At 45.9% G+C, this 23434-nt stretch carries 21 protein-coding genes; 8 read left to right on the top strand and 13 right to left on the bottom strand.

Annotated elements, in window-relative coordinates:
* Positions 1 to 936 carry a 2-dehydropantoate 2-reductase gene (locus tag MMA19_RS16880; protein WP_240206729.1) on the bottom strand — a complete coding sequence of 312 codons (936 nt, stop codon included), beginning with the start codon at positions 934 to 936 and terminating at the stop codon, positions 1 to 3.
* A 101-nt stretch (positions 937 to 1037) separates the two neighbouring features.
* On the opposite strand from MMA19_RS16880, the gene MMA19_RS16885 reads away from it, so the two are divergent.
* Positions 1038 to 1505 carry a DMT family transporter gene (locus MMA19_RS16885; protein ID WP_063605382.1) on the top strand — a complete coding sequence of 156 codons (468 nt, stop codon included), beginning with the start codon at positions 1038 to 1040 and terminating at the stop codon, positions 1503 to 1505.
* Between the two features lie 41 nt (positions 1506 to 1546).
* On the opposite strand, the gene MMA19_RS16890 is transcribed toward MMA19_RS16885, so the two are convergent.
* From MMA19_RS16890 to MMA19_RS16915, 6 genes are all read right to left on the bottom strand, one after another.
* Positions 1547 to 1909 (bottom strand): NirD/YgiW/YdeI family stress tolerance protein, encoded by a 363-nt coding sequence (locus tag MMA19_RS16890; RefSeq protein WP_006070629.1) that lies wholly within the window; start codon positions 1907 to 1909, stop codon positions 1547 to 1549.
* A 197-nt stretch (positions 1910 to 2106) separates the two neighbouring features.
* Positions 2107 to 3441 carry a guanine deaminase gene (guaD, locus tag MMA19_RS16895; protein WP_006070630.1) on the bottom strand — a complete coding sequence of 445 codons (1335 nt, stop codon included), beginning with the start codon at positions 3439 to 3441 and terminating at the stop codon, positions 2107 to 2109.
* 65 nt (positions 3442 to 3506) lie between these two features.
* Positions 3507 to 4331, bottom strand: coding sequence for a xanthine dehydrogenase accessory protein XdhC (gene xdhC, locus MMA19_RS16900; RefSeq protein ID WP_240206730.1), 825 nt, complete (start codon positions 4329 to 4331; stop codon positions 3507 to 3509).
* Positions 4332 to 4345: 14 nt separating this feature from the next.
* Positions 4346 to 6736 carry a xanthine dehydrogenase molybdopterin binding subunit gene (gene xdhB / locus MMA19_RS16905; RefSeq protein ID WP_006070632.1) on the bottom strand — a complete coding sequence of 797 codons (2391 nt, stop codon included), beginning with the start codon at positions 6734 to 6736 and terminating at the stop codon, positions 4346 to 4348.
* Positions 6729 to 8174 (bottom strand): xanthine dehydrogenase small subunit, encoded by a 1446-nt coding sequence (gene xdhA, locus MMA19_RS16910; protein WP_006070633.1) that lies wholly within the window; start codon positions 8172 to 8174, stop codon positions 6729 to 6731. The genes xdhB and xdhA overlap by 8 nt, the downstream gene beginning before the upstream one ends.
* A gap of 322 nt (positions 8175 to 8496) precedes the next feature.
* Entirely contained in the window at positions 8497 to 9234 is a 738-nt protein-coding gene (locus tag MMA19_RS16915) for a GntR family transcriptional regulator (protein ID WP_006070634.1), read from the bottom strand.
* 305 nt (positions 9235 to 9539) lie between these two features.
* On the opposite strand from MMA19_RS16915, the gene MMA19_RS16920 reads away from it, so the two are divergent.
* Positions 9540 to 10328, top strand: coding sequence for a TerC family protein (locus MMA19_RS16920; protein WP_240206731.1), 789 nt, complete (start codon positions 9540 to 9542; stop codon positions 10326 to 10328).
* A 99-nt stretch (positions 10329 to 10427) separates the two neighbouring features.
* Here MMA19_RS16920 and MMA19_RS16925 read toward each other — a convergent pair whose 3' ends face one another.
* The 4 genes from MMA19_RS16925 to MMA19_RS16940 all read right to left on the bottom strand — a co-directional run bounded on the left by MMA19_RS16925 (position 10428) and on the right by MMA19_RS16940 (position 13318).
* Positions 10428 to 10616, bottom strand: coding sequence for a hypothetical protein (locus MMA19_RS16925; protein ID WP_006070636.1), 189 nt, complete (start codon positions 10614 to 10616; stop codon positions 10428 to 10430).
* A gap of 152 nt (positions 10617 to 10768) precedes the next feature.
* Positions 10769 to 11446 (bottom strand): 3-oxoacid CoA-transferase subunit B, encoded by a 678-nt coding sequence (locus MMA19_RS16930; RefSeq protein ID WP_240206732.1) that lies wholly within the window; start codon positions 11444 to 11446, stop codon positions 10769 to 10771.
* A complete protein-coding gene (locus tag MMA19_RS16935) occupies positions 11446 to 12099 on the bottom strand; it encodes a 3-oxoacid CoA-transferase subunit A (protein ID WP_240206733.1) in 654 nt (217 codons plus the stop codon). Before MMA19_RS16935 ends, MMA19_RS16930 begins: the two co-directional genes overlap by 1 nt.
* Before the next feature lie 13 nt (positions 12100 to 12112).
* Positions 12113 to 13318 carry an acetyl-CoA C-acetyltransferase gene (locus MMA19_RS16940; RefSeq protein ID WP_240206734.1) on the bottom strand — a complete coding sequence of 402 codons (1206 nt, stop codon included), beginning with the start codon at positions 13316 to 13318 and terminating at the stop codon, positions 12113 to 12115.
* 194 nt (positions 13319 to 13512) lie between these two features.
* Between MMA19_RS16940 and MMA19_RS16945 the strand changes: the two genes are divergently transcribed.
* Positions 13513 to 14400, top strand: a complete 888-nt coding sequence (locus MMA19_RS16945) for a TIM barrel protein (RefSeq protein WP_107306683.1) — start codon at positions 13513 to 13515, stop codon at positions 14398 to 14400.
* Between the two features lie 2 nt (positions 14401 to 14402).
* Positions 14403 to 15164, top strand: coding sequence for a sulfite exporter TauE/SafE family protein (locus MMA19_RS16950; protein WP_006070641.1), 762 nt, complete (start codon positions 14403 to 14405; stop codon positions 15162 to 15164).
* Between the two features lies 1 nt (position 15165).
* Here MMA19_RS16950 and MMA19_RS16955 read toward each other — a convergent pair whose 3' ends face one another.
* A complete protein-coding gene (locus tag MMA19_RS16955) occupies positions 15166 to 16068 on the bottom strand; it encodes a LysR family transcriptional regulator (protein WP_240206735.1) in 903 nt (300 codons plus the stop codon).
* 90 nt (positions 16069 to 16158) lie between these two features.
* Entirely contained in the window at positions 16159 to 17601 is a 1443-nt protein-coding gene (locus MMA19_RS16960) for a sugar porter family MFS transporter (RefSeq protein ID WP_006070643.1), read from the bottom strand.
* A 550-nt stretch (positions 17602 to 18151) separates the two neighbouring features.
* Between MMA19_RS16960 and iolE the strand changes: the two genes are divergently transcribed.
* The 4 genes from iolE (at position 18152) to iolC (ending at position 23285) form a co-directional block, all read left to right on the top strand.
* A complete protein-coding gene (gene iolE, locus MMA19_RS16965; protein WP_006070644.1) occupies positions 18152 to 19045 on the top strand; it encodes a myo-inosose-2 dehydratase in 894 nt (297 codons plus the stop codon).
* Between the two features lie 112 nt (positions 19046 to 19157).
* Positions 19158 to 21029 (top strand): 3D-(3,5/4)-trihydroxycyclohexane-1,2-dione acylhydrolase (decyclizing), encoded by a 1872-nt coding sequence (iolD, locus tag MMA19_RS16970; RefSeq protein ID WP_171388617.1) that lies wholly within the window; start codon positions 19158 to 19160, stop codon positions 21027 to 21029.
* A gap of 73 nt (positions 21030 to 21102) precedes the next feature.
* Positions 21103 to 22278 (top strand): Gfo/Idh/MocA family oxidoreductase, encoded by a 1176-nt coding sequence (locus MMA19_RS16975; protein ID WP_088877186.1) that lies wholly within the window; start codon positions 21103 to 21105, stop codon positions 22276 to 22278.
* An 11-nt stretch (positions 22279 to 22289) separates the two neighbouring features.
* Positions 22290 to 23285: a 5-dehydro-2-deoxygluconokinase gene (iolC, locus tag MMA19_RS16980; protein WP_006070647.1), complete on the top strand. Its 996-nt coding sequence runs from the start codon at positions 22290 to 22292 to the stop codon at positions 23283 to 23285.
* Positions 23286 to 23434: the final 149 nt, after the last annotated feature.

Raw genomic sequence — 23434 nt, forward strand, 5'->3', positions numbered from 1 at the left:
TTATTTCACGCTTTTTATCTGGTTATTGATAAAACATAGCTGTTCATAAAGCATCTGAGTTTTTGGCATAGCGACACCTTGATCTTTCGCTAAATCAATCGCGTTTTTATACATGTATTGAATCTCAAGTTCTCGATGGTTGCGCCTGTCGAGTAACATGCTAGTGAGGTAAGGCTTCATCTTAGCGGTGTTTGATAGCATGGTATCAATCAAGGTGTCTGAAATGTCAGTGTCCGTGGTTTTTGCGGCATGTTGAACTTCAATCATGATTTCTTTTGAGAGATTAACCAGCTCCTCGCAGCTCATCATTTCAGCAGTATCGGCGTTGAGTACGGTCGACAGTCCATTGAAAGGGACATTCCACAACAGCTTCTTCCATCTTGCGTCTATGATACGTTGATCGACATCGACTTCTACGCCGCTTTGAGTCAGGTGATTGGCAAAGTCCTCGAGTGCTTCAATGCCGGCATCGCCATAAGTGCCGATAGTGATACGGCCGTAATCAATATGGTCAATATGTCCAGGTGCCACTTTATTTGAGCAAATAAAGCACAATCCGCCTCCGACAAAAGGAAGGTTAAATTGTTCAGCTACCTCTCGCTCCGCACCAATGCCATTTTGAAGCAACATAACAAGTGTATTGGGTTTTAATAAAGGGCGAAGCAGTGCTTCGAGAAGGTGGTTTTGGGTGGTTTTTAGCGCGACAAGAACGACATCGGCTTTGGGCATATCACGCGTTGCATTATAAGCATTTAAGCTTTCAGCTGAAATTGAATAATCACCATAATGGGAGTCGACTTTTAAGCCGTTTTTGATGACATGTTGATAATCGCTGTTGAAGAGAAAGTGCACATCATTGCCGCCGTGATGGAGTCTTGCTCCGTAATAACCTCCAATAGCGCCTGTGCCAATAACTGCGAATACCTTTTTGCTCATGTCATATCCCTAAATCAATGTTGTTATCGTACTAATGTACATGAATTTTATTATGAATGAAGTGCTACGCTTGTAAGAGTGTGTTTTGACGGGAGACTGATGTGAACGTAACAAGTGTCGTACTGGTGATACTCAGCGTTGTTGTTGGGGTTGGTTTAGTGTCTCAAGCTGGCGTAAACGCGCAATTGAAAATTGGTATGAGTTCATCGTTACAAGCGGCGTTTGTTTCGTTTGTGGTTGGAACAGCTGTGCTAGGCATGCTGGTCGTGATTGAAGGCAAACCTTGGTTTCCTCAAGGCTCTATATCATCGCTACCTTGGTGGGCATGGATAGGTGGGCTTTTAGGGGCTTTTAATATCGCTATGTCGATCTATTTAGCACCGCAACTTGGTGCGTTGGCGTTGGCGATTTCTATCGTCTGTGGTCAGGTTATCGCGTCGATTTTCTATGATCAGTATGGGTTATTGGGATATCCGACAATTGAAATGACGCCACAACGAATTGGCGGAGCGTTATTGATCATATTGGGTGTGATGTTGGTAACCTATCAGCCAAACAAAAGCGGCTGAATGACAGCCGCTTTTGAAAATGGGATGAGTATTGTTGGCTATTAACCCGCGATGACAACGCGTTTAACGTCAACGGTTGCATCTTCCAACGTGTCTTTGTCTACACTACCAGTAATTGTTACACGGTCATTTGGTGTAACGTCTACACCGCGCCAATCTTCACGATCGATTTCAATCACAATGGTGTTCGCGCCGTCAGTAAATTGGTATTTCTCGTCACCCAAAGAGTGAGTGATGTTACCTGTGATTTGAACCGGAGCGTCATCATTGGCACTTAGCGCTTGAGCGACTGTTGTTTGTGCGCCTTTGATAGGGCCGTTAAAACCACCTTGCTCAGGCATAGATTTCGCAGCTGCAAAACCAGAAGTAAGGATAAGTGCTGTAGTGATGATTACTTTTTTCATAAAAACCTCAAAGTAGGCGTTGTGTTCATTTGATGGTGCTACTATGCCTGAGTCAATCTTAACGAGATTTGAAGTTAATATTCAGAATTCGTTCATCTAACAAAAAAATGCGCTTTTTTTTAAATTATTTCTCGAAATTGTTTATCTAGATAAAACAAAAGGCCCACTAAGGGCCTTCGATTTATTGCTATGTTTTGTTAACTGACTAAGCGCTTATCACGCTCGCCTTGAACGTCATAAGCTTTGTCGCCAAAGATATACGTCTCGCAGACCGTTCTATCGTCACCAAGGCTCATCAATACAAACAGTTTCTCTTCTAGAGTAGTGGCTTGCTTCATTCTAAAGCGCATCAATTGAGTTGCATGAAGGTCTAACACTACGAAATCGGCTTCTTTGCCAACGGCTAAGTTACCAATCTTGTCTTCCAAATGAAGAGACTTAGCGCCGCCTAGTGTTGCTAAGTAGAGCGATTTCAATGGGTGCAGCTTTTCTTGTTGGAGCTGCATGATTTTGTACGCTTCACTCATTGTTTGTAGAATCGAAAAGCTGGTTCCCGCACCCACATCGGTGCCCATACCAACACGCACGCCATGTTCCTCAAGCTTATTCAACTTAAATAGGCCTGAACCAAGGAACAAGTTGGAAGTAGGGCAGAAAGCGATAGCAGATTCTGTATCCGCCAACCTTTGACATTCGCAATCAGATAAGTGAATGCCATGAGCGAACACCGAACGCTTGTGAAGCAGTCCGTAATGATCATAGACATCAAGATAGCTTTCACGTTCTGGAAAGAGGTCAAGTACCCACTCAATCTCTTTCTTGTTTTCCGATAAATGCGTATGCATGTAAACGTCTGGGTATTCTTCAAGCAGCTTGCCTACGGTTGCAAGTTGCTCTGGCGTGCTGGTTGGCGCAAATCTCGGCGTGACGGCATAGAGTAAACGGCCGCGATTATGCCACTTTTCGATTAGCTCTTTAGACGCTTGGTATCCTGATTCTGGCGTGTCGGTTAGATAGTCTGGTGCATTGCGGTCCATGAGCACTTTACCTGCTATCATACGAAGCTTACGTTTCTCTGCCTCTTCAAAGAAAACATCGACCGATTCTTTGTGTACAGTACCGAACACTAGGGCTGTAGTGGTTCCGTTACTCGCCAGTTCATCCAAAAACAGTTTCGCGACTTTGTGTGCGTAAACCGGGTTTTTGAATCGTCTTTCTTCTGGGAAGGTATAGTTTTCCAACCAGTCCAATAGCTGTTCGCCGTAAGAGGCAATCATGCCTGTTTGTGGATAGTGGATATGAGTATCAATAAAACCTGACGTAATCAGCTTGTCTTTATAGGTGGTGACTTTTAGTGGCTTTGGGTGTCTTGCTAGTACGTCTGTAGCTGAGCCAATATCGATGATATGGCCGTGTTCAACGACAATCATGCCGTCTTCAAAAAACTCATACGAGTTCTCTAACCCGACGTCTTTCGGGTCAGCAATGCTGTGTAAAATACTGGCTCTGTAGGCCTTACGCTGTGATGTCATGGTACTTCCTTTTAGCCAACTCCTCACAAATTGGCCTTCAAATTCTGAGTCCTTTAAGTAAGCATTTAACTTACTTCATGCAGTGCTTGCGACGGATCCGGACGTTTTTGCTCTACTGGATTACCTTGATAGAGTGAGATCAGTTCCCCTGCGACAGATACAGCGATTTCTGCAGGGTGTTTGCCGGTAATTGCGCCTATACCGATAGGGCAGGTCATGATGTTGATCTGCTCTTGTGTATAGCCGCGCTGAGATAACCTAAAGTCGAACTTCTTACGTTTGGTCAATGAACCGATCATTCCAAAGTACGCACTGTCATTACGATCAATGATGGCTTTTGACAGGTCGAAGTCGAGTTGATGATTATGAGTCATGACCAAATAGTAGCTATTCGGTGGCATGTGTTTGACTTCACCAACAGGGTCATCTGACACCAGTTTCTTCACGCCATCTGGGAGTACTTCTGGGAACTCTGCCTCTCGTTCATCAATCCAGGTCACTCTAAATGGTAATGTCGACACTATGTGCAGTAGTGCTTTTGCGACATGACCAGCGCCGAATAACACCAAGTGTTTTTGCGCTGTTCCAATAGGTTCGAAGCTTAACGTCGCCATTCCGCCACAGCATTGACCGAGGCGGGCTCCAAGATTAAAACGCTCTACTTTTAGTGCGCTCTCTCCTGAAATAAGCATCTCTCGTGCCATTTTTGATGCTACATGTTCGAGATGACCACCGCCGATAGTGGCGATAATCTTGTCTCGTGTTACCAGCATCTTCGTGCCCGCGTCACGCGGCACAGAGCCTCGGTCTTCCAAAACGGTCACCATGACACAAGGCTCGTGGTTTTCTTCAAGCTTCGCGAGTTCATGAATCCAATTGTCCTTAAACATAGTGACCTCTCTTATTAGTTTGCTTCCGTTGTGGTAGTGGTTGTATTTTTCTGCCCTTGTGTGACGGCTTGTACCGCCATTAATACACGTTCAGGTGTTGCTGGTGTGTCGAGTTTAGGAATTGCACCGTCCACAGCGACATACGAGATCGCATCTTTGAGCGCACTCCACACTGACATACCTAGCATAAATGGTGGTTCACCAACGGCTTTTGAATTAAACACCGTATCCTCTGGGTTGCTGCGGTTCTCCAGAAGGTGGGTTCTAAAGTCGATAGGCATATCCGCAATCGCTGGGATCTTGTAACTTGCAGGTCCGTTAGTCATTAGGCGGCCCTGTTCATTCCAAACCAGCTCTTCGGTTGTTAGCCAGCCCACACCCTGTACAAATCCGCCTTCAACCTGACCAATATCGATCGCAGGGTTTAGTGATGCACCAACATCGTGCAAAATGTCGACGCGCAGGATTTTGTACTCACCTGTCAGCGTATCAATAATTACTTCTGAGCACGATGCTCCGTAAGCGAAGTAGTAGAAAGGGCGACCGCGCGCTTTCTCATGGTCATAATAGATTTTTGGCGTGCGGTAAAAGCCGGTGCTCGACAATGAAATTTGGTTCATCCATGCCAGCTGAGCAAAGTCCGCAAACGTCATAATTTCTTCACGAATCTGTACCATACCATTCTTAAAAATCACTTCCTCTGGCGTGACTTTAAAGTGTGACGATGCAAATTCTATGAGGCGCTGTTTGATGGTTATTGCAGCGTTTTGCGCGGCTTTACCGTTGAGGTCGGCGCCCGATGAGGCCGCAGTGGGCGAGGTGTTCGGCACCTTGTCGGTGTTAGTTGCAGTGATTTGGATACGGTCAACATCTACTTGAAACTCCTCTGCTACGATTTGAGCCACCTTGATATTCAAGCCTTGGCCCATTTCAGTACCACCGTGATTCAAATGAATACTGCCATCGGTGTATATGTGAATCAGTGCTCCAGCTTGGTTTAGGAAAGTCGCGGTAAACGAGATCCCGAATTTCACTGGAGTAATGGATAAGCCTTTTTTCAAAATCGGGCTGTTGCGGTTGAACTCGGCAATTTCTTTACGTCGTGCGTGGTAATCACTGCTTTGTTCGAGTTGCTCAGTGATTTCCGGCAAGAAGTTATCTTCTACGGTTTGATAGTAATGGGTAACATCACGACCTTCTTCACCGTAGTAGTTGGCTTTGCGCACTTCGAGCGGATCTTTTTTCAAGTAACGAGCGATCTCGTCCATGATGTGTTCGATAGTCATCATGCCTTGTGGACCACCAAACCCACGGTATGCAGTATTAGATGCCGTGTTGGTTTTACAACGATGGCCTGTTACGGTTGCATCGCCTAAATAGTAGGCGTTGTCCGAGTGGAACATGGCGCGGTCGACAATAGAGCTTGATAGGTCAGGGGAGTAACCACAGTTACCAGCGACAATGATTTCAGCTCCCTCAATCACACCATCATCGTTGAAACCGATCTTGTATTGGTTGTAGAACGGGTGACGTTTACCCGTCATGGTCATATCTTCATTACGCAGCAAGCGCATTTTGGTTGGACGACCTGTTAGGTGTGCAATAACCGCTGCCATACAGGCAGGTCCAGCCGCTTGAGTCTCTTTACCACCAAAGCCACCACCCATGCGGCGCATGTCGATAACGACCTTGTGCATGGCAACGCCGAGCACTTCCGAGACAAGCTTCTGAACCTCAGTTGGGTTTTGTGTTGAGGTATAGACAATCATGCCACCATCTTCGGTTGGCATAACACTACTGACTTGGGTTTCTAGATAGAAGTGCTCTTGCCCGCCGATCTCAAGCTCGCCTTCAATGATGTGTTTGGCCTTTGCTAGTGCTTTTTGAGAGTCACCACGTTTTTGCTGGTGGCTTTCAGTAACAAAGTGCTCTTTGGCAAGGGCTTCTTTGACATCAAGGATAGCAGGTAGTGCTTCATATTCGACGATGGCGGCATGAGCGGCTTTACGGGCCGTTTCTAGGTCGTTTGCGGCTACAGCAATAACAGGCTGGCCGTAATACTCCACAACGCCATCGGCTAACAGAGGGTCACCAGGTAGAATCGCGCCGATATCTAATTGACCGGGCACATCTTTGGACGTAATTGCGATGGCAACGCCATCGAATTCATAACAAGGCGATACGTCCAATTTGGTGATTTTCGCGTGCGCTTGTGTGCTTAAAAGAGCATACACATGCAGCTGATTTGGAAACTCAAGACGATCGTCAATGTAGACCGCTTCACCAGTTACCTGTTTAGGTGCACTGTCGTGCTTAACGCTCTTACCCACGCCGGTTTTCAAATCTTGTTTGACAATGGCAACCATCTCTTCGTGAGTCAGTTGCTGATGATTCACGTTAGACATAAGACGTTACCCTCGTTTCGATCAGATTACTGGTGTTATTGGTTTCAATGTAATAGCGCTTAAGCATATTAGCAGCTGAAATAGTGCGGTACTCTTGGCTTGCTCGGAAATCGGAAAGCGGCTCGAAATCGTTTTTCACCGCTTCCATCGCGGTGGCAATGGTCTCTTCATTCCATGCTTGACCGATAAGCGCTTGTTCGCAAAGTGTGGCGCGCTTCGGTGTTGCTGCCATGCCGCCGAAAGCGACTCGTGCGTCTGTCACGACGTTATCTTCCACAGTAATGGCGAAAGCGCCGCATACTGCTGAAATGTCATCATCTAAACGTTTTGACAATTTATACGCTCGGAAGCTGTCGTTACTTGGTTTTGGAATGATGATCTTTTCGATGAATTCACTCTCTTGCTGCGCTGTCACTTTGTAGCTAATGAAATATTCTTCTACCGGAATCACACGCGTTTCATCACCACAACGAAGCTGAATGCTAGCATCAAGCGCTATCAGTAGCGGCGGGGTGTCACCGATAGGGGAAGCATTGGCAATGTTGCCGCCAATCGTGCCTTGGTTACGTACTTGCAGTGAGGCGAAGCGATGTAGAAGTTCTCCGAAATCAGGGTAGTGCTTAGTCAGCAGTTGGTACGCATCGGAAATAGGCAGATTGGCACCAATTTCTAACGTTTGGTCCGTCTCTTCACACACTTTCATTTCTTCAACCAGATTCACACTGATTAACGTTTCGATTTCACGATGGAATTGAGTTACTTCAAGCGCTAAATCGGTGCCGCCAGCGACCAATTTAGCTTGGGGATGTGCTTTGTAAAGCTTGGCCAATTCGTCAGTAGTTTTTGGTGAAAAAGCAGTGAGATGACCAAGGCGTAAGCTTGCATCTTCATCTTGAATACTCTCAAGCTTCTGAATGGTTGCACGCTCTAATTCAGAGAATTGGTCAACAATACGTTCTTCTGAGCAAAGTGACAAAGCCGAGTCGACGATAGGACGATAACCCGTACAACGGCATAGGTTACCCGCAAGAGATTCCATAACATCAGGCTTGCTTGCGTTAGGTTTATTTTTGGTCAATGCAAACATCGACATGATAAAACCCGGTGTACAATAACCACATTGTGAGCCGTGAAACTCGACTATTGCCTCTTGTACCGGGTGGAGTGATTGACCTTTTTCTTGTAAGTCTTCCACCGTAATGAGCTGTTTTCCGTGTAGAGCAGAAATAAACGTTAGACACGAGTTGACGCTGCGGTACTTCAGCTGCCCGTCGACGAGCTCACCTAATACGACAGTACATGCCCCACAGTCACCAGAACCACAACCTTCCTTTGTTCCAGTTTTCTTTACATGAGTGCGTAGATAGTTCAGCACAGTCATGTTGGGGGAGACATTTACTTCCTGCTTGATTTCTTGATTGAGTAGAAAAGTAATCAAGAGACCTCCTTGTTCCGTGATAGTTCGTTTTTATAATTTTCTGACCTTTGGGTCAATAATTGGATAATTTGACCAAGAGGTCAACTAAAATTTTACAAAATAGCAACAAAACTAAGGCTTTTAATCGATTTTAGAATGAAGTAGGCATTGTATGTGTATGATTTTATTTAATAAAATGTGAAATCAGACGTCGATTCTGTGTTACAAAAAATCAGTCATGATTATTTCGTTGTTTAAAACGATAAGCTGCGGAAATTTCGAGGGAACAAGCAGGATCAAAAAAGCCAACCGTATTTGGTTGGCTTATAACGTGTTATTCAACTTAGCTCGCTTTATTCTTAAGCACGTCTGAGAACACCACATGAAGATCGTTGGAGGCGTTGTTTCCATCGAGATTCAATTTAGAACGAATGTGTTCTAAGTGTTCTTTCATAAGCTCAAGTGCGACTTCTTCATCGCCGTTCTCAATGGCATCAAGCAACATGGTGTGTTCATCTTGAGAACAGTTGGAGTGGTTGCCTGTTTCGTACATAGCAATGAGCAGTGACGACTGCGAGACAATACTGCGTTGGAAGGCTAGCAAAGGTGCGTTGTCTGCCATTTCGGCGAGCTTGATATGAAACTCACCAGATAAACGCAGGCCACTACCGTAATCGTCTTTGGCAAAGGCGGCGTTTTCCTCTTCGACCAATTTACGGCACTCAGCAATTTGCGCCTTGGTTGCGCTTACAACTGCGAGTTCAGTAATGGCGAGCTCAAGCACTTCTCTAGCTTTGAAAATCTGTTGTGCTTCTTCAACCGAAGGGGCGGAAACAATAGCGCCACGATTCGGTCGAATATCGACGACTTTTTCAAGCGATAATCGAAGCAGTGCACGACGAATAATGGTACGACTCACACCAAAAATTTCCGCTAAAGCTTCTTCATTTAGTTTGGTTGCGGGAGGAAGGCGTTGTTCTAATATGGCATCAAAAATATGACAATAAACGACGTCATCTTGCGTCTGACCAGCGACTTTGGTCTTTACGCTTTTACTTACAGAGTTTTTCAGGCTTCCCATCTGATTACAGCACTCTCATGATTTATGTCCCTAATAAAACAATAATACTTCAGTTTGTATACAAGTGGCTATACAAAGATGGAATTGTGACGAACTAAGCAATATTGGCGCGTATTCACTGTTTGGGGTTGCATGTATCAATTTATGAATCAACGACATGTTTGGTTACATTCTGACATATTGCTCGTTAGAGGGTTTGGTGATTTACTTGCGATCCCTAAGTAACAGAGGTATTAACCCTAAATGGACGACCCCTATAGTCGACTTTACAATTCCATTGGTTCCACTTTCCTGGAGCCGCAATCATGTTAGAACTTTTCCTTCAGCCTGAAGCATGGGCTATTTTTGCCACACTATTTGCCTTAGAGATCGTACTCGGTGTTGATAACGTCGTGTTTATCTCCGTACTTTGTGAGCGCCTTCCACTACATCAACGCAAGTTGGCCCGAAACCTAGGTATTGGCTTGGCCGTTATGGCCCGTATCGTGTTAGTTTTTTCGATCACTTGGGTCATGTCATTGACGCAACCTTTATTCGAAATCGCTAAATTCGCCTTCACTGGACGAGTTGTCATTATGATCTTGGGTGGTGCGTTTTTGCTGGCCAAGAGTTTGAAAGAGCTTTGGAGCTGGCTGACTCACGATGAAAGTGCGCATTCGACACGAGTAAGCGCAGGCTTGGCGGTGGTGTTATTACAGATTGTTGCGGTGGATGCGGTCTTCTCTATGGACTCTGTCATTACGGCGGTTGGTTTAACAAGTGAAGTGCCAATTATGGTTGCTGCGATATTAGCGTCGGCGGTGGTCATGGTGTTGACGGCAGAGAAAATCAATAACCTTGTCACCCAATACCCAGGCTTCAAAACCCTAGCGTTATTGTTCTTGGTGTTGTTAGGTGGCTTGTTGATGGCAGAAGGCTTCGCAATTCATATCAACAAAGGTTACGTATACTTTGCGATGGCGTTTGGTTTGATATTGGAACTTTGTCACATTCAATTAAAACGCACTCAAGCCAAAAGGTTGTCTGCGCAAGGTGGTCAAAATCCAATGACTATCAGAAAAATTCGTCCGTTTAGAGTGGGGACGATAGCTTAGTTTGGGTCTTTTATTTAAAGACTGTTTACAGTGTTCTAAGGCTATTCGAACCATCAAAAAGGAGAGCTTATGCTCTCCTTTTTTGTATTTGTCTATGAGTTAAATTCCAAAATCGTAGCCTTGGTAGATATCGGACAATGTTTTGGGTTTCTTGCTACGTTTGCTTGGAGTGGGATGATATTCGTGTTTAATCGCATCAGCGTGTGCTTGCGCAGACTTCATGAATTCAGGATCAGACATCGCTTGTTTGCGAAGCTCATTGATGCGTTCTAGTTTTTCTTGCAACATAACTACACCTCATGAATTGCTGTATGTACAACCAGTATAGACCTGTGCTGTATGAATATCCAGTGTTTTGTGTTGAGGGTAAAAATAACGCCTAGGTGAGTGGTTAAACTCAACTAGGCGTCTGGTTTATGTTCAGAGTTCTAAGACCAGAATTAGGTAGGGATGGGCATTGGTTTTAATGCAGGGGAAATACGAAGTTCAGCTTCTGTTGCTTGCTGAACGTCTTCAACAGAAAACTCCGGAGCTAATTCAGTGAGCAGCATCCCTTGTTCAGTCAGTTCTATGACGCCCATTTCCGTGACAATCAAATCCACTTGATTTACAGCCGTGAGTGGCAAAGTACAGTCGCGTAATAGCTTCGCTTTGCCTTTGACAGTGTGCTCCATCGCAACGATCACCTTCTTTGCTCCAACCACGAGATCCATCGCGCCACCCATGCCGGGCACCATCTTTCCTGGAATAATCCAGTTCGCGAGATTACCTTTTTCATCCACTTGCAATGCGCCCAACACGGTTGAATCGACATGGCCGCCGCGAATAATGGCGAACGAATCTGCACTATTGAAGTAACAACTCCCTTGGATTGCGGTAATTGGTTGTGCGCCTGCGTTAACCAAATCAGCATCTATTTCATGCTCTTCAGCTAAATTATCAATACCAAGCAGTCCATTCTCTGCTTGAAGAAGGATTTCGACATCTTTGTCGACTTCGTTAGCCACTAGAGTAGGTAGACCAATGCCTAGATTGACGATATCTCCGTCACGCATTTCTTGGGCGACACGCCAGGCGATGCGAAGGCGAATCGTATGTTTGTCTAGTTGAGTGCTCATTACGCGTCCTCCGTTAAGATATAGTCCACATATAGGCTAGGGGTGTGCACGGCTTCTGGTTGAATGTCGCCTATGTCTACCAGAGACTCCGCTTCAACAATTACTGTGTCAGCAGCGGTTGCCATCAAGGGGTTAAAGTTTTGCGTGGTTTTGCTGTAAAACACATTGCCACGACGGTCGACGATGGAGCCGCGGATAAGAGCGATGTCTGCCCTCAAAGGGGTTTCTAGCAAGTAGTCTTTTCCTTGAACATTAATCACTTGTTTGCCTTCGGCGATAATAGTGCCCAGGCCAGTAGGCGTCAAAACACCACCGAGTCCGGCTCCTCCGCTGCGAATTCGTTCGGCAAGAGTGCCTTGAGGGACGAGCTCGACATCCAAGATCCCCTCGTTCATTTGTGCCCCTGTTTCTGGGTTAAGACCGATGTGTGATGCATAAAGCTTTTTGACTCGCTTCTCAGCAATCAGTCGACTTGTACCTCTACCGGGTGATGCCGTATCGGTAGTAATAAGGGTGATGTCTTTGATGTCGAATTCGATTAGTAGGTCGATAAGTTTTTCTGGCGCACCGGTTGCCATAAAACCGCCTACCATGATGGTCATGCCGTCATGCAGAATGTCTTTGAGTTGTTGAGGTGATGCTGCTTTTTTCATGGTCGTTTCCTCTTTAACAACGTTTGATAATGACGGCTGTGCCCATGCCGCCACCGATGCACAATGAAGCCAAACCCAAGTCACTCTGGGTTCGATGCAATTGGTAGACAAGAGTAGTAAGAATTCGGTTACCTGATGCTCCGATAGGGTGGCCGAGTGCGATCGCTCCACCACTTAAATTGGTTCGCTCCAATAGCCATGGCACATCAATGTTGTGTTGTTCCGCTAATGAATGAGCAACGCCAAGAGCTTGAGCCGCGAAGGCTTCGTTAAGCTCGAACACTTCAATATCAGTTATCGACAAATTGGCTTTATTAAGTGCGTTGGCAATCGCGGGAACTGGACCAAGTCCCATAACCTCGGGCGCGATAGCCCCTTGTCCGTATTCAATAAGCTCTGCAAGTGGTGTTAAACCATGACGTTGTACTGCGGATTCAGAGGCCAATAGAATGGCTGAACCACCGTCATTGATGCCAGATGCATTACCTGCGGTAACCGTGCCTTCTGCGGTGAATGCAGGCCTAAGTTTTTGTAAGGCTTCGTAGGTGCAATCTGGTTTTGGGTATTCGTCACTTTTTACTTCAGTTTGACGGCGGCGGCTTACAATAGTGAGTGGGGCAACTTCGTTGGTGAAATCACCGCTTTCTAAGGCGTGGACCGCTTTCTTTTGACTCGCCAGTGCAAAAGCATCTTGATCTTCACGTGTTAATTCAAATTTCTTGGCGATATTTTCTGCCGTGATACCCATATGGTATTGGTGGAACGCATCAGTCAGCCCATCCTTAATGATGCTGTCTTCAAGGTTTTGATGGCCCATTTTATATCCGCGTCGGATTTGACCATTGGCGATAAATGGCGCGTTGGACATACTTTCCATTCCACAAGCCATGACGATGTCGGCATCGCCTGCTCTAATGTGGCTTGCGCCATCCATTACGACTTTCATTCCACTGCCACAGATCATGTTAAGGGTGTAAGCAGGAACGGAATCTGGGATCCCGGCTTTAATCGCCGCTTGGCGGGCAGGACCCATACCAGATCCTCCGGTTAACACATTACCTACGATCACTTCGTCGATCAGGTCTGGCGTAATATCAGCCTGCTCGATTGTGGCTTGAATCGCGTGTGCTCCAAGCTCAACTGCGGATAATGAGCTAAGTGAACCATTGAAGCTCCCTATAGGGGTGCGTTTTGCTGCGACAATAAAAATTCGTTCCATCTCTGTCTCCCAATACCTTAAATAATGCGTCTGTTTGAGCGCTTTGTTTCAGTCTAAAAGGGAGAGGCGGCAAAGTGTTATAGACAAGAATTCAAAGCGGCTTTGCATAAATGCAAATACCAAATTGGTGGTTGATCACGTCTTTTCATTATTAACACTTTTATCTTGGTATCAGGATAATTGGAGAAAACGTTATGCATAATCGAATAGCTTGCGCCCCATGCTGTTGGGGTATCGAAGAGCCAGACAATGGGCTAAACCCAAGTTGGGGTAAAGTGCTAATGGAGGCAAGTGACTGCGGATATCGTGGTATTGAACTGGGGCCAGACGGCTACTTTCCAGAGGAGTCGATGCTGACCAAAAGTGCGTGCCGAACGCGAGGACTAGAAATATGTGCTGGTAAGCTGCAACAACCCTTTAGTGACAGCGAAAAAATGCCAGCAATTCTCAACCAAACTGAGAAAACGTGCGCTCGTTTAAAGGCGCTAGGAGTGGGTACGCTACTGCTTATGGAAGGTAATCATCCTGAGCGCTTTGGCAGTCTCGGTCAAAGTGCAACAGCACCTCGATTAACCTCAGAACAGAAACATCACCTCATCAACAACATGAGACAAATCATTAGTCTAGCTCAGGAGCATGGATTGCGTTGTTTACTGCATCCCGGTGTTGGTGGGTATATTGGGTTTAAAGATGAGATAGAGTTTGTATTGCATCAATTTTCCGATTCCGAACTTGGATTATGTCTCGATATTGGTCATACGTTTTTAGATGGAATGGACCCTTTGAGCCTGATCAGACAGTATGCGAATAGGATTGAGCATGTTCATTTGAAAGATGTATCTATCGACAAGTTACGTGTAGCAATTAGAGACAAACAGCCGTGGATTGATGCCTATTCTGACGGGCTTGTTACTCCACTTGGAGACGGCGATATCAAACTCAATCAAGTCATTGCGAGTTTAAAATCAATTGACTATCAAGGGTGGTTAGTTGTGGAACACGAGCACAACGTTAAACAGTCGCAACAGGTAAAAGTTGACCTTCAGCGCAGCCGCAACTACCTCGCTTCATTAGGAGTCTAACCATGCCGATAGTCAGCGATCCTTGGTTTTACATAATGGCAATACCTGCTGTGTTGATTTATGGCATAGGTAAAGGTGGGCTAGGAGGGGCATTGGGGATCATCGCGGTTCCGTTAATGGCACTCATCATCTCTCCTACTCAGGCAGCGGCAATTTTACTGCCCATTCTTATTGTTATGGACGCGTTCGCCGTTCGTCACCATTACAAGAACGCTGATTATCGGATTTTAAAGCAAATGCTTCCTGGGTCGATTCTAGGTGTGGTGCTCGCGGGGTTATTCTTAAGTGTGACACCTGAAACTGGCCTAAAACTCACCATAGGTTTGCTGTCTTTGGCTTTTTGTTTTCAGCACTGGTTTGGCGGTAAACAGTCGTCATCGACTCCAGGCAAATTGAGCGCGTGGTTTTGGAGTGCATTGGGCGGGTTTTCCAGTACGGCTATTCATGCAGGCGGTGGCCCAGCAAGTATTTATTTGCTGCCACTGCGCTTAGAGAAAGTCACACTTATCGCAACTATGGCGGTGCTGTTTGCCATTATCAATGTGGTAAAAGTAGTCCCATATGTGGCGCTGGGGGAGTTTGATGAAACCAATTTATTCACTGCATTGTTACTTATTCCGTTCGCTCCCGTGGGAGTGAAACTTGGTGTAATGCTACTTCATAAAGTTAGTCAGGAGCGAATCTATCAGCTTTGCTACGCGTTCTTATTTTTATCTGGTGCGAAGCTATGTTACGACGCGATACAAAGCTTCGTAATGGTATAAGTCAGCTATGCCGTTCTTCTTTCCTGGCAAGCAAAAAATCCTTAAATTTTGTCGCCGTGGGAGAGGCGGTCTGCGGCGAATGATAATACAGATTTAAACTCCAAATACTGGTTTGATAGTCGGGCAGTAGTGCGATTAGCTTACCATTATCAATGTAACTTCTCGCGACAAACTCTGGCAGGTACGCAATTCCAATTCCATTCAAAGCCCCTCTTAGCAACAAATCACTATCATTAACCTCAACGGTTTTCGGTACCTTTAAAATGATATTTTCCGCTTGCTGACGAAAGATCCAATCGTTACTTCCGGTGAGCGTGGTTGCGATCAAACAAGGGTGTTGAGCCAAGTCACTAGGGTGAGAAGGTAGGTTGTGCGATTCAAGATATTGTGGAGAGGCGACGACAATAAACGGACATTGCATCAATTCTCGCTTCACCAGCAGTAAATCTTTTTCGCGATAACCTTGGAAGCTGGCATTGGCGCTGATCATTAAGTCAGAGGTACTTGCATGGTCTAACGCCCAAGGCGTGACGTTGATATTAAATGTCACGTCTGGGTGAGCCTTGGAGTATTGAGCAATCATATCCATCAAATAATGATTGGCATAGACAGGCGTGCAGACGATGTCGATATGGCCTTTTTCTTGTGACTGGTAATCCTCTAGCTTTCTGCTGATGCGTTCTGCGCTATCGACTAGGGGGGAGAATTCTTCGAATAGAGTTTGACCAGCCTGAGTGGCTTCCAAAAGTCGATTTGAACGACGACACAAAGTGGTTCCAAAGTGGTTTTCAAGTTCCTGTAACCAGCGGCTGCCAGCCGAAACGGAAATATTGAATCGTCGTGCCGCAGAAGAAATGGAACCAGAGCGAATCACGTAAACAAAAAACGCCATTTTATCGAGCATAAACGCCTCATTGTGTTGGCCAGGTTAAAAACAAAAAAAGGAACAGACCTTAAGTTAGCCTGTTCCCGTTTTGTTGTGGAGTCTTATTGATTAAGCACGTGCTTCAGATGTGGACTGTGGCACTTTTTTGCCCAATTTTTTCGCCATGGCTTCTTCCATTTTTTCCAGACTGACGCCTTTGGTTTCAGGTACATACTTAACAACAACGTACATACAGATGATGGAAAGAATCGCAAATAACCAGAACGCAAATGCACCATTAAAGTTCTCTTTTAGATAGGCATTTTCGTTAAGCATAGGGAAGGATTGAGTGACGATAAAGCCAGTAAACCATTGAGCACCAACGGCGATCGCCATCGCTCTAGAGCGGATGCTGTTCGGGAAAATCTCAGAAATCATGGTCCAACATGCGCAGCCCCATGAAGTGGCATAGGAAACAACGTATAGACATAGCGCGAACAAGGCGGCATAACCTTCCGTTTGTTGATACAAAACATAGCCCACAACAAACATACCAAGTGCACAGCCGAAGGTACCGTATTTCATTAGCGGTAGACGTCCGACTTTGTCGATAAGATACATGCCAAGCGCATTACCTAGAATAAATACCACGCCAACGAAGGTAGTTTGGAATAGAGCGTTTTCTGTAGAGCCCGTAATCGGTTTCAGGATCTCAGGGGTGTAATACATGATGACGTTGATACCCGTTAACTGTTGCGCCGCAGCAACAAAGGTACCGATGACAAGAATAGCGAATAAGAGAGGAGAGCGTAAACTCACTTTGTTCTTAGCAGTGCTTAAACTGTCTTTAAGGGAGTCTTGGATTTCCAGAATAAGTTGTTCTGCATGTTTTGGGTTAGAGATTTTAGACAGAGTGGTTTTCGCTTCATCGATTCTTCCTTTGAGTACCAACCAACGAGGGGACTCTGGAATAATAAACAGTAACACTGCAAACAGTGCCGCCGGAATCACTTCGGAGCCCAGCATCCAACGCCAGCCTAGATCCACTAACCAAGCTTCTGACATACCTTTAGCGATAAGATAATTGACGTAGAAAACACCTGTTTGACCAATAACGGCAGACTGTTGGAACATACTGACGGCGCGCCCTCGAAAGTCTTTAGGAGCGACTTCAGACATATACATTGGGGAAACAACACATGCCAGACCGACGGCAACACCACCGACAATTCTTAAGATGACATAGAAGCTAAATGTGGCGGCTAAAGCTGAACCAATGGCCGAAATCATAAAGAGCACGGCTGCGATGAATAGGGTGTTGCGACGGCCATACTTAAGAGCAGCCCAACCGGCACTGACTGCGCCGATAATACTGCCTAGTACGACACTGGATACGGCCCAGCCAGTTTGTGCTGGGGTTAAACCAAAGTGTTCTCTAATAGGGCCAATGGCGCCTGAAATTACCGCGGTATCATATCCTAGTAGTATCCCGCCTAGTGCTGCAATACAGCAGATTCGAACAATATAGGCAATATTGTGTTTTCGTGCTTCTGCCTTGGATGTTGCTTCCATTTTATTTTCCTTATTGAGATTCCCCAAAGCTGTCCCTTTACCATCGAACCAGTTCCAGTTGGGTAACGCCCAATACTTCGGTTTGTAGGGTACGAGTATTGGCATTCTATAAGTCCAGCAGATGTTATAGTTGTGTGATTTGAAAATTATTTTTCATTTTGCTGGTGTTTTAATCATATTGACTCTTTTCTGTTTCGACTACCGCTAAACTGTCATTTTGTCCAAAAATGTTATCTTCATCAAACTATGAAAAATCTTTTTCAAATCCTACAAATGATATAAGTATCTGAAAAATATATGCTTAATAAAAGTGAGATCTAGATCAAAAACAGTGGTAAGCCGCGTGCTATATAGGTTTTTTCCAATTTCATCTTGTTTTGAAAATCTCACTGCATGATATGAAAAATATTTTTCATTGATGTTTTTTTTGGCTAAAGTAGTCCTCAGTGAAACAACAGGAGATGTTCAAAGTTTGCTAATGCGATGAATTGATCAACATGAGCGCTTTGAATCACTTGGAAAATCTTTAAAACATTGTCGGAGAATAAAAATGAGCAACGTGCAATATGGAATTAGCCCACTGACTTGGACCAACGATGATATGCCAGAGCTTGGTGGCGAGATCCCTTTGGAAACGTGTTTAAGTGAAATGGCTGAAGCTGGATTCACAGGCACAGAGCTAGGCACCAAGTATCCACGTGAGCCAGAAGTATTAGTACCACTACTTAAAGAACACGGCCTTGTACTCGCGTCAGGTTGGTATAGCGGTAACCTAATGACGATGACTGCTGATGAAGAGATTGCAGCGATGCAAGACCACATCAAGCTTCTTAAGGCAGCAGGCTGTAAAGCAATGGTATATGGTGAAGTGAGCAACACTGTCCATGGCGACATCAACACACCACTTTCACAGCGCGTCATCTTATCAATGGATGAGTGGAAAATGTACTGCGAGAAGTTGACCAAAGTCGCTGACTATCTACTAAACGAACACGATATTAAGCTCTCTTTCCACCATCATGTTGGCACTATCTGTGAAACAGAAGATGACATCAACCTTATGATGGAATTCACGGGTGAGTCTGTATTCCTAACATTGGACACTGGCCACATCACATACGGTGGCGGTAACCCAGTGACTATGATTGAGCGTTGGGGTCATCGCATCGGTCACATGCATTTCAAAGACCTTCGTCTTGATGTCATGAAAGCGGCTCGCGAAGCTGATAAATCCTTCTTAAATGCTGTTCTTGACGGTGTATTCACTGTCCCTGGTACGGGCGATGTGGACTATGACGACGTGTTTGCAGCGCTTAAAGCTCGTAACTATCAAGGTTGGTTATTGGTTGAAGCTGAACAAGACCCAGCAAAAGCTCACCCACTAACTTACGCAAAAACTGCTTACGAGAACATCACAGGTTACGCGAAGAAATATGGCTTGTAATTGAGCTCTGGATGATGGGGAGCCACGCTCCCCATCACAAAGCTACGGGGTTAGGGATGCAAAACGTAGCTTACTCATGGAATGGACAAAGTTGAGACTACCGAGGAATAGAATGAAAACTGTACGCCTAACTGTCGCAGAAGCGCTTGCACAATACTTAGCTGCTCAAATGATCGAAATAGATGGAAAAAAAGAGCAACTTTTCGGCACCGCTTTTGCCATATTCGGTCACGGCAACGTGACGTGCTTTGGACAGCAACTTAAGAACATTGAAGACAAAATTCCGACTTGGCGTGGTCAAAATGAACAGTCGATGGCGACGGCGGCGATTGCTTATGCAAAAGCAAACCAGCGCAGACGTATTGGTATCGCGACAAGTTCAATTGGTCCGGGTGCAACCAATATGGTGACCGCAGCGGGTATTGCTCACACTAACCGACTTCCTGTGCTATTGATTTCAGGGGACGCATACGTAAGCCGTTTACCTGACCCAGTATTACAACAGCCGGAGAATTTCTACGACCCATCTATTACTTGTAACGATGCTTTCAAACCACTAACTCGTTACTGGGATCGTATTATCTCGCCTTCACAGCTGATGCACTCATTGCCTCAAGCGATTGACACCATGCTTGATCCAGAGACCTGTGGACCTGCATTTATCGGCCTTCCTCAAGATATTCAAGGCGTTGCTTACGATTTCCCTGAAGTGTTCTTCGAAGAAAAAATCCACCGTATTCGTCGACCAGAGCCAGAAATTGCTGACCTTGAGGACGCAAAAGAAGTACTGATGAAAGCGGAAAAACCACTGATCGTATCTGGTGGTGGAGTGCATTACTCACTTGCAACTGATGAGCTCGCGGCATTCGCAAAACAACACAATATTCCGGTTGTAGAGACTATCGCGGGTCGTGCCACGATGTTGCAAGACAACCCGCTCAATGCAGGACCTATTGGTGTGACAGGCTCTGATTCGGCCAACTACATGGCGGCGCATGCGGATGTTGTCGTCGCAATTGGTACTCGTTTGCAAGACTTTACTACAGGTTCGTGGAGTGTATTCAAGAACCCAGACATGAAGCTTATCACTATTAACGTTGGCCGTTTTGATGCGATAAAACACCGCGCGCTGCCAGTCAAATGTGATGCTAAACGTGGCTTGGTTGAGTTATCGAAGTTACTTGGTGATTGGCAGGGTGATAATGCCTGGGCTCAAACTGCGAAAGAGCAGGCCGATGAGTGGAAAGCGGTCGTTCATCGTCGTACCAACCCTCAAGAGGGCGACCTGTTACCTGGACTGTCTTCATACGCAGAAGTGATTGGTAAGCTGAACAAATCCATGCAGCCAGGTGATACGGTGCTGACAGCCGCAGGCGGTCTACCTGCTGAATTAGCAATGAACTGGCAAAACTACCAAATCGGCAAGTTTGATATCGAGTTTGGTTTCTCATGCATGGGCTATGAAATTGCCGGCGGTTGGGGCGCTAAAGTGGCAAACCCAGACAACGATGTGGTTGTGCTTGTCGGTGACGGCTCCTACCTGATTCAAAACTCAGACATTTACTCATCCGTCCTTACTGGTCACAAGATGATAGTCGTAGTGTGCGATAACGGTGGCTTTGCTGTTATCAACAAGCTTCAGAACAACACGGGTAACGACTCTTTTAACAACCTACTTGAAGACTGTCGTCGTCCTGATGGCGAAGTGGCTCGTGTCGACTTCGCTAAACACGCTGAAGCGCAAGGGGCGATCAGTGAGAAGCTGACGTCGGTAGATGAGTTCGATGCAGCATTCCAACGCGCTAAAGAAGCCGACCGTACTTACGTTATCGTGGTTGATATTGACCCAGTATCGCCAGCAGCATGGTCTAAGTGCGATTGCTGGTGGGAAGTCGGTCTACCAGAGGTAACACGCAACGACCACGTCGCAGAGAAAGTGGTGAGTTGGGAAGAAGGCCGCGCCACTCAGCGCCGCGGTGTCTAGTTCAGATTTCTATTTAATTTTCTAACACTTAATCTCGGCTCCTAGACACTAGGAGCCACACAAGGAGTCAAGCATGTTTAATGAAGAGCGTCATTTTGAACAGCCAATTCGTTGGGCAATGGTAGGTGGTGGTCGTGGTAGCCAAATTGGTTACTCTCACCGCAATGCAGCACAGCGTGATGGATTGTTTAAGTTGGTTGCGGGTGCGTTTGACCTAGATGCTGATCGTTGCCGCGATTTTGGCGTCAATCTTGGCCTAGATCCAGAGCGTTGTTACTCAAGCTATAAAGAGTTGTTTGCTCAAGAAGCTCAGCGTGAAGATGGCATTCAAGCTGTCTCTATTGCTACGCCAAACTCTACTCACTATGAAATCTGTAAAGCAGCACTAGAAGCCAAACTTCATGTGGTGTGCGAAAAGCCAATCACCTTTACGACTGAAGAAGCGGAAGAGCTAAAAACTATCGCGGCGCAAAACAATCGTGTTATCGGTGTGATGTATGGCTATACAGGTTTCCCTATGGTCCAACAGGCGCGTGAAATGGTGCAACGAGGTGACCTTGGTGAGGTTCGTGTCATCAATATGCAGTTCGCTCACGGCTTCCATAATGAAGAATACGAGAAAAATGACCCAGGTTTGAAATGGCGTGTGAGCCCTGAAGTATCTGGTCCAACTTATGTGCTAGGTGACATTGGTACCCATGCGTTTTATCTCAACGAGGTAATGACCGGACTAGAAGTTGATAGCTTGGCATGTATGCGCCAAAGCTTTATCGAATCTCGTGCGCCACTCGAAGATAACGCACATGTGATGATCAAGTTCAAAGGCGGCGCAGTTGGTACGCTTTGGGCATCGGCTGTGAACTCTGGTTCGATGCATCAACAGAAGATCCGTATTGTCGGCTCTAAAGCATCGATCGAATGGTGGGATGAGTATCCAAACCAACTTCGTTACGAAGTACAAGGTGAAGCACCTCGCGTACTAGAGCGTGGCATGGGGTACTTGTATCAAGACGCAGAAGGTGTTGCCTCTAACCGTGTTGGTGGTGGTCATGCTGAAGGTTACTTTGAGTCTTGGGCTAACCTATATCACCGTTTCGCTATGGCATTTGATGCAGCTGACCGCGATGACCAAGAAGCCCTAGCGGGTATTTGGTTCCCTGGTATTGATGCGGGCATCGAAGGGGTTCGTTTGTGTGAGAAGTGCGTTGAGTCTGCAGACCAAGGCGCGGCTTGGGTTAGCTACAAATAATAGGAACGACGATGACGAAAATTGCATTTCAACATGACAGACCGTTGGATGCCATCGTTTTAGGACGCGCGGGTGTGGATCTATACGCCCGCGAATCAAAAACCGATATGGCGGATTTGTCGGGCTTCAACAAGTTTGTTGGTGGTTCAGCGGCCAATATTGCGGTCGCTGTGAGCAAACTAGGTGGCAAAGTGGGTTTCATTGGTTGTGTTGCTGATGATGCGTTTGGTGGCTATGTAAAAGGTTACATGTCAGGACAGGGGATCAACCTAGACGGCATGATGACTGACAACTCTGGCTCTCGCACTTCGGTCGCTTTCACTGAGATGAAACCAAGTGACTGTACGGTCCTTATCTATCGAAATAACGCTTCTGATCTGACGATAAAGCCAGAGCAAATCGACCCTGAATATATCGCAAGTTCAAAGGTTTTGGTGGTGACAGGCACGGCACTTTCTGAGAGCCCAAGTCGTGAAGCTACGTTGATCGCGATGCAACATGCGCGTCGCAGTAACACTTTAGTTGTCTTGGATGTGGACTACCGTCCTTATTCATGGCGCACCGATACTGATGCTTCTATCTATTACGGGATTGCCTCTAGCCTGTCCGATATCGTGATCGGTAATCGTGAAGAGTTCGACATGATGGAAACGGTGATTGCTCCGGGCAATAAGGATGACGATGCCACGGCAGAGCGCTTTATGCGCGACAACACCCAGATTGTGGTGATTAAGGCTGGTGAGTTTGGTTCGAAAGTGTATTGCCGTGATGGCTCTAAGTTCCAACAAGGCATCTTCCGAGTTGAAGTGAATAAGCCATTTGGCTCTGGTGACTCCTTTGCTGGTGGTTTGATTTGGACCTTAGTGAATGGTGGCACACTGCAAGAAGGCGTGCGAAATGGATCCGCTGCGGCTGCGATTAATGTCAGTGGTGATAGCTGTACCGAAGCTATGCCAACGAAAGAGCAGCTTTTTGATTTTATTGAGACAAGAAACCAAGGTGTTTAGTGGCATCGACTGATGTGATTGAAGACAGTATTTAGTCTCCCGGGCCGGTATTTCGACCTCAGATACTCGCGAAAATACACACCATCGTGGCCCGGTTTTTTTATTAATGAACAAGTTTAGGGAATTGAAACTGCGCTCAAAGAAAAGAG

The organism is Vibrio sp. CyArs1, from assembly GCF_022432925.1.
Taxonomy (GTDB): Bacteria; Pseudomonadota; Gammaproteobacteria; order Enterobacterales; family Vibrionaceae; genus Vibrio; species Vibrio mediterranei.

Excerpts from the sequence above, each read along its gene's own strand:
- MMA19_RS16880 (WP_240206729.1), bottom strand. The coding sequence starts at position 936 with ATGAGCAAAAAGGTATTCGCAGTTATTGGCACAGGCGCTATTGGAGGT.
- MMA19_RS16890 (WP_006070629.1), bottom strand. The coding sequence starts at position 1,909 with ATGAAAAAAGTAATCATCACTACAGCACTTATCCTTACTTCTGGTTTT.
- guaD (WP_006070630.1), bottom strand. The coding sequence starts at position 3,441 with ATGACATCACAGCGTAAGGCCTACAGAGCCAGTATTTTACACAGCATT.
- xdhC (WP_240206730.1), bottom strand. The coding sequence starts at position 4,331 with ATGTTTAAGGACAATTGGATTCATGAACTCGCGAAGCTTGAAGAAAAC.
- xdhB (WP_006070632.1), bottom strand. The coding sequence starts at position 6,736 with ATGTCTAACGTGAATCATCAGCAACTGACTCACGAAGAGATGGTTGCC.
- MMA19_RS16915 (WP_006070634.1), bottom strand. The coding sequence starts at position 9,234 with ATGGGAAGCCTGAAAAACTCTGTAAGTAAAAGCGTAAAGACCAAAGTC.
- MMA19_RS16920 (WP_240206731.1), top strand. The coding sequence starts at position 9,540 with ATGTTAGAACTTTTCCTTCAGCCTGAAGCATGGGCTATTTTTGCCACA.
- MMA19_RS16925 (WP_006070636.1), bottom strand. The coding sequence starts at position 10,616 with ATGTTGCAAGAAAAACTAGAACGCATCAATGAGCTTCGCAAACAAGCG.
- MMA19_RS16930 (WP_240206732.1), bottom strand. The coding sequence starts at position 11,446 with ATGAGCACTCAACTAGACAAACATACGATTCGCCTTCGCATCGCCTGG.
- MMA19_RS16935 (WP_240206733.1), bottom strand. The coding sequence starts at position 12,099 with ATGAAAAAAGCAGCATCACCTCAACAACTCAAAGACATTCTGCATGAC.
- MMA19_RS16940 (WP_240206734.1), bottom strand. The coding sequence starts at position 13,318 with ATGGAACGAATTTTTATTGTCGCAGCAAAACGCACCCCTATAGGGAGC.
- MMA19_RS16945 (WP_107306683.1), top strand. The coding sequence starts at position 13,513 with ATGCATAATCGAATAGCTTGCGCCCCATGCTGTTGGGGTATCGAAGAG.
- MMA19_RS16950 (WP_006070641.1), top strand. The coding sequence starts at position 14,403 with ATGCCGATAGTCAGCGATCCTTGGTTTTACATAATGGCAATACCTGCT.
- MMA19_RS16955 (WP_240206735.1), bottom strand. The coding sequence starts at position 16,068 with ATGCTCGATAAAATGGCGTTTTTTGTTTACGTGATTCGCTCTGGTTCC.
- MMA19_RS16960 (WP_006070643.1), bottom strand. The coding sequence starts at position 17,601 with ATGGAAGCAACATCCAAGGCAGAAGCACGAAAACACAATATTGCCTAT.
- iolE (WP_006070644.1), top strand. The coding sequence starts at position 18,152 with ATGAGCAACGTGCAATATGGAATTAGCCCACTGACTTGGACCAACGAT.
- iolD (WP_171388617.1), top strand. The coding sequence starts at position 19,158 with ATGAAAACTGTACGCCTAACTGTCGCAGAAGCGCTTGCACAATACTTA.
- MMA19_RS16975 (WP_088877186.1), top strand. The coding sequence starts at position 21,103 with ATGTTTAATGAAGAGCGTCATTTTGAACAGCCAATTCGTTGGGCAATG.
- iolC (WP_006070647.1), top strand. The coding sequence starts at position 22,290 with ATGACGAAAATTGCATTTCAACATGACAGACCGTTGGATGCCATCGTT.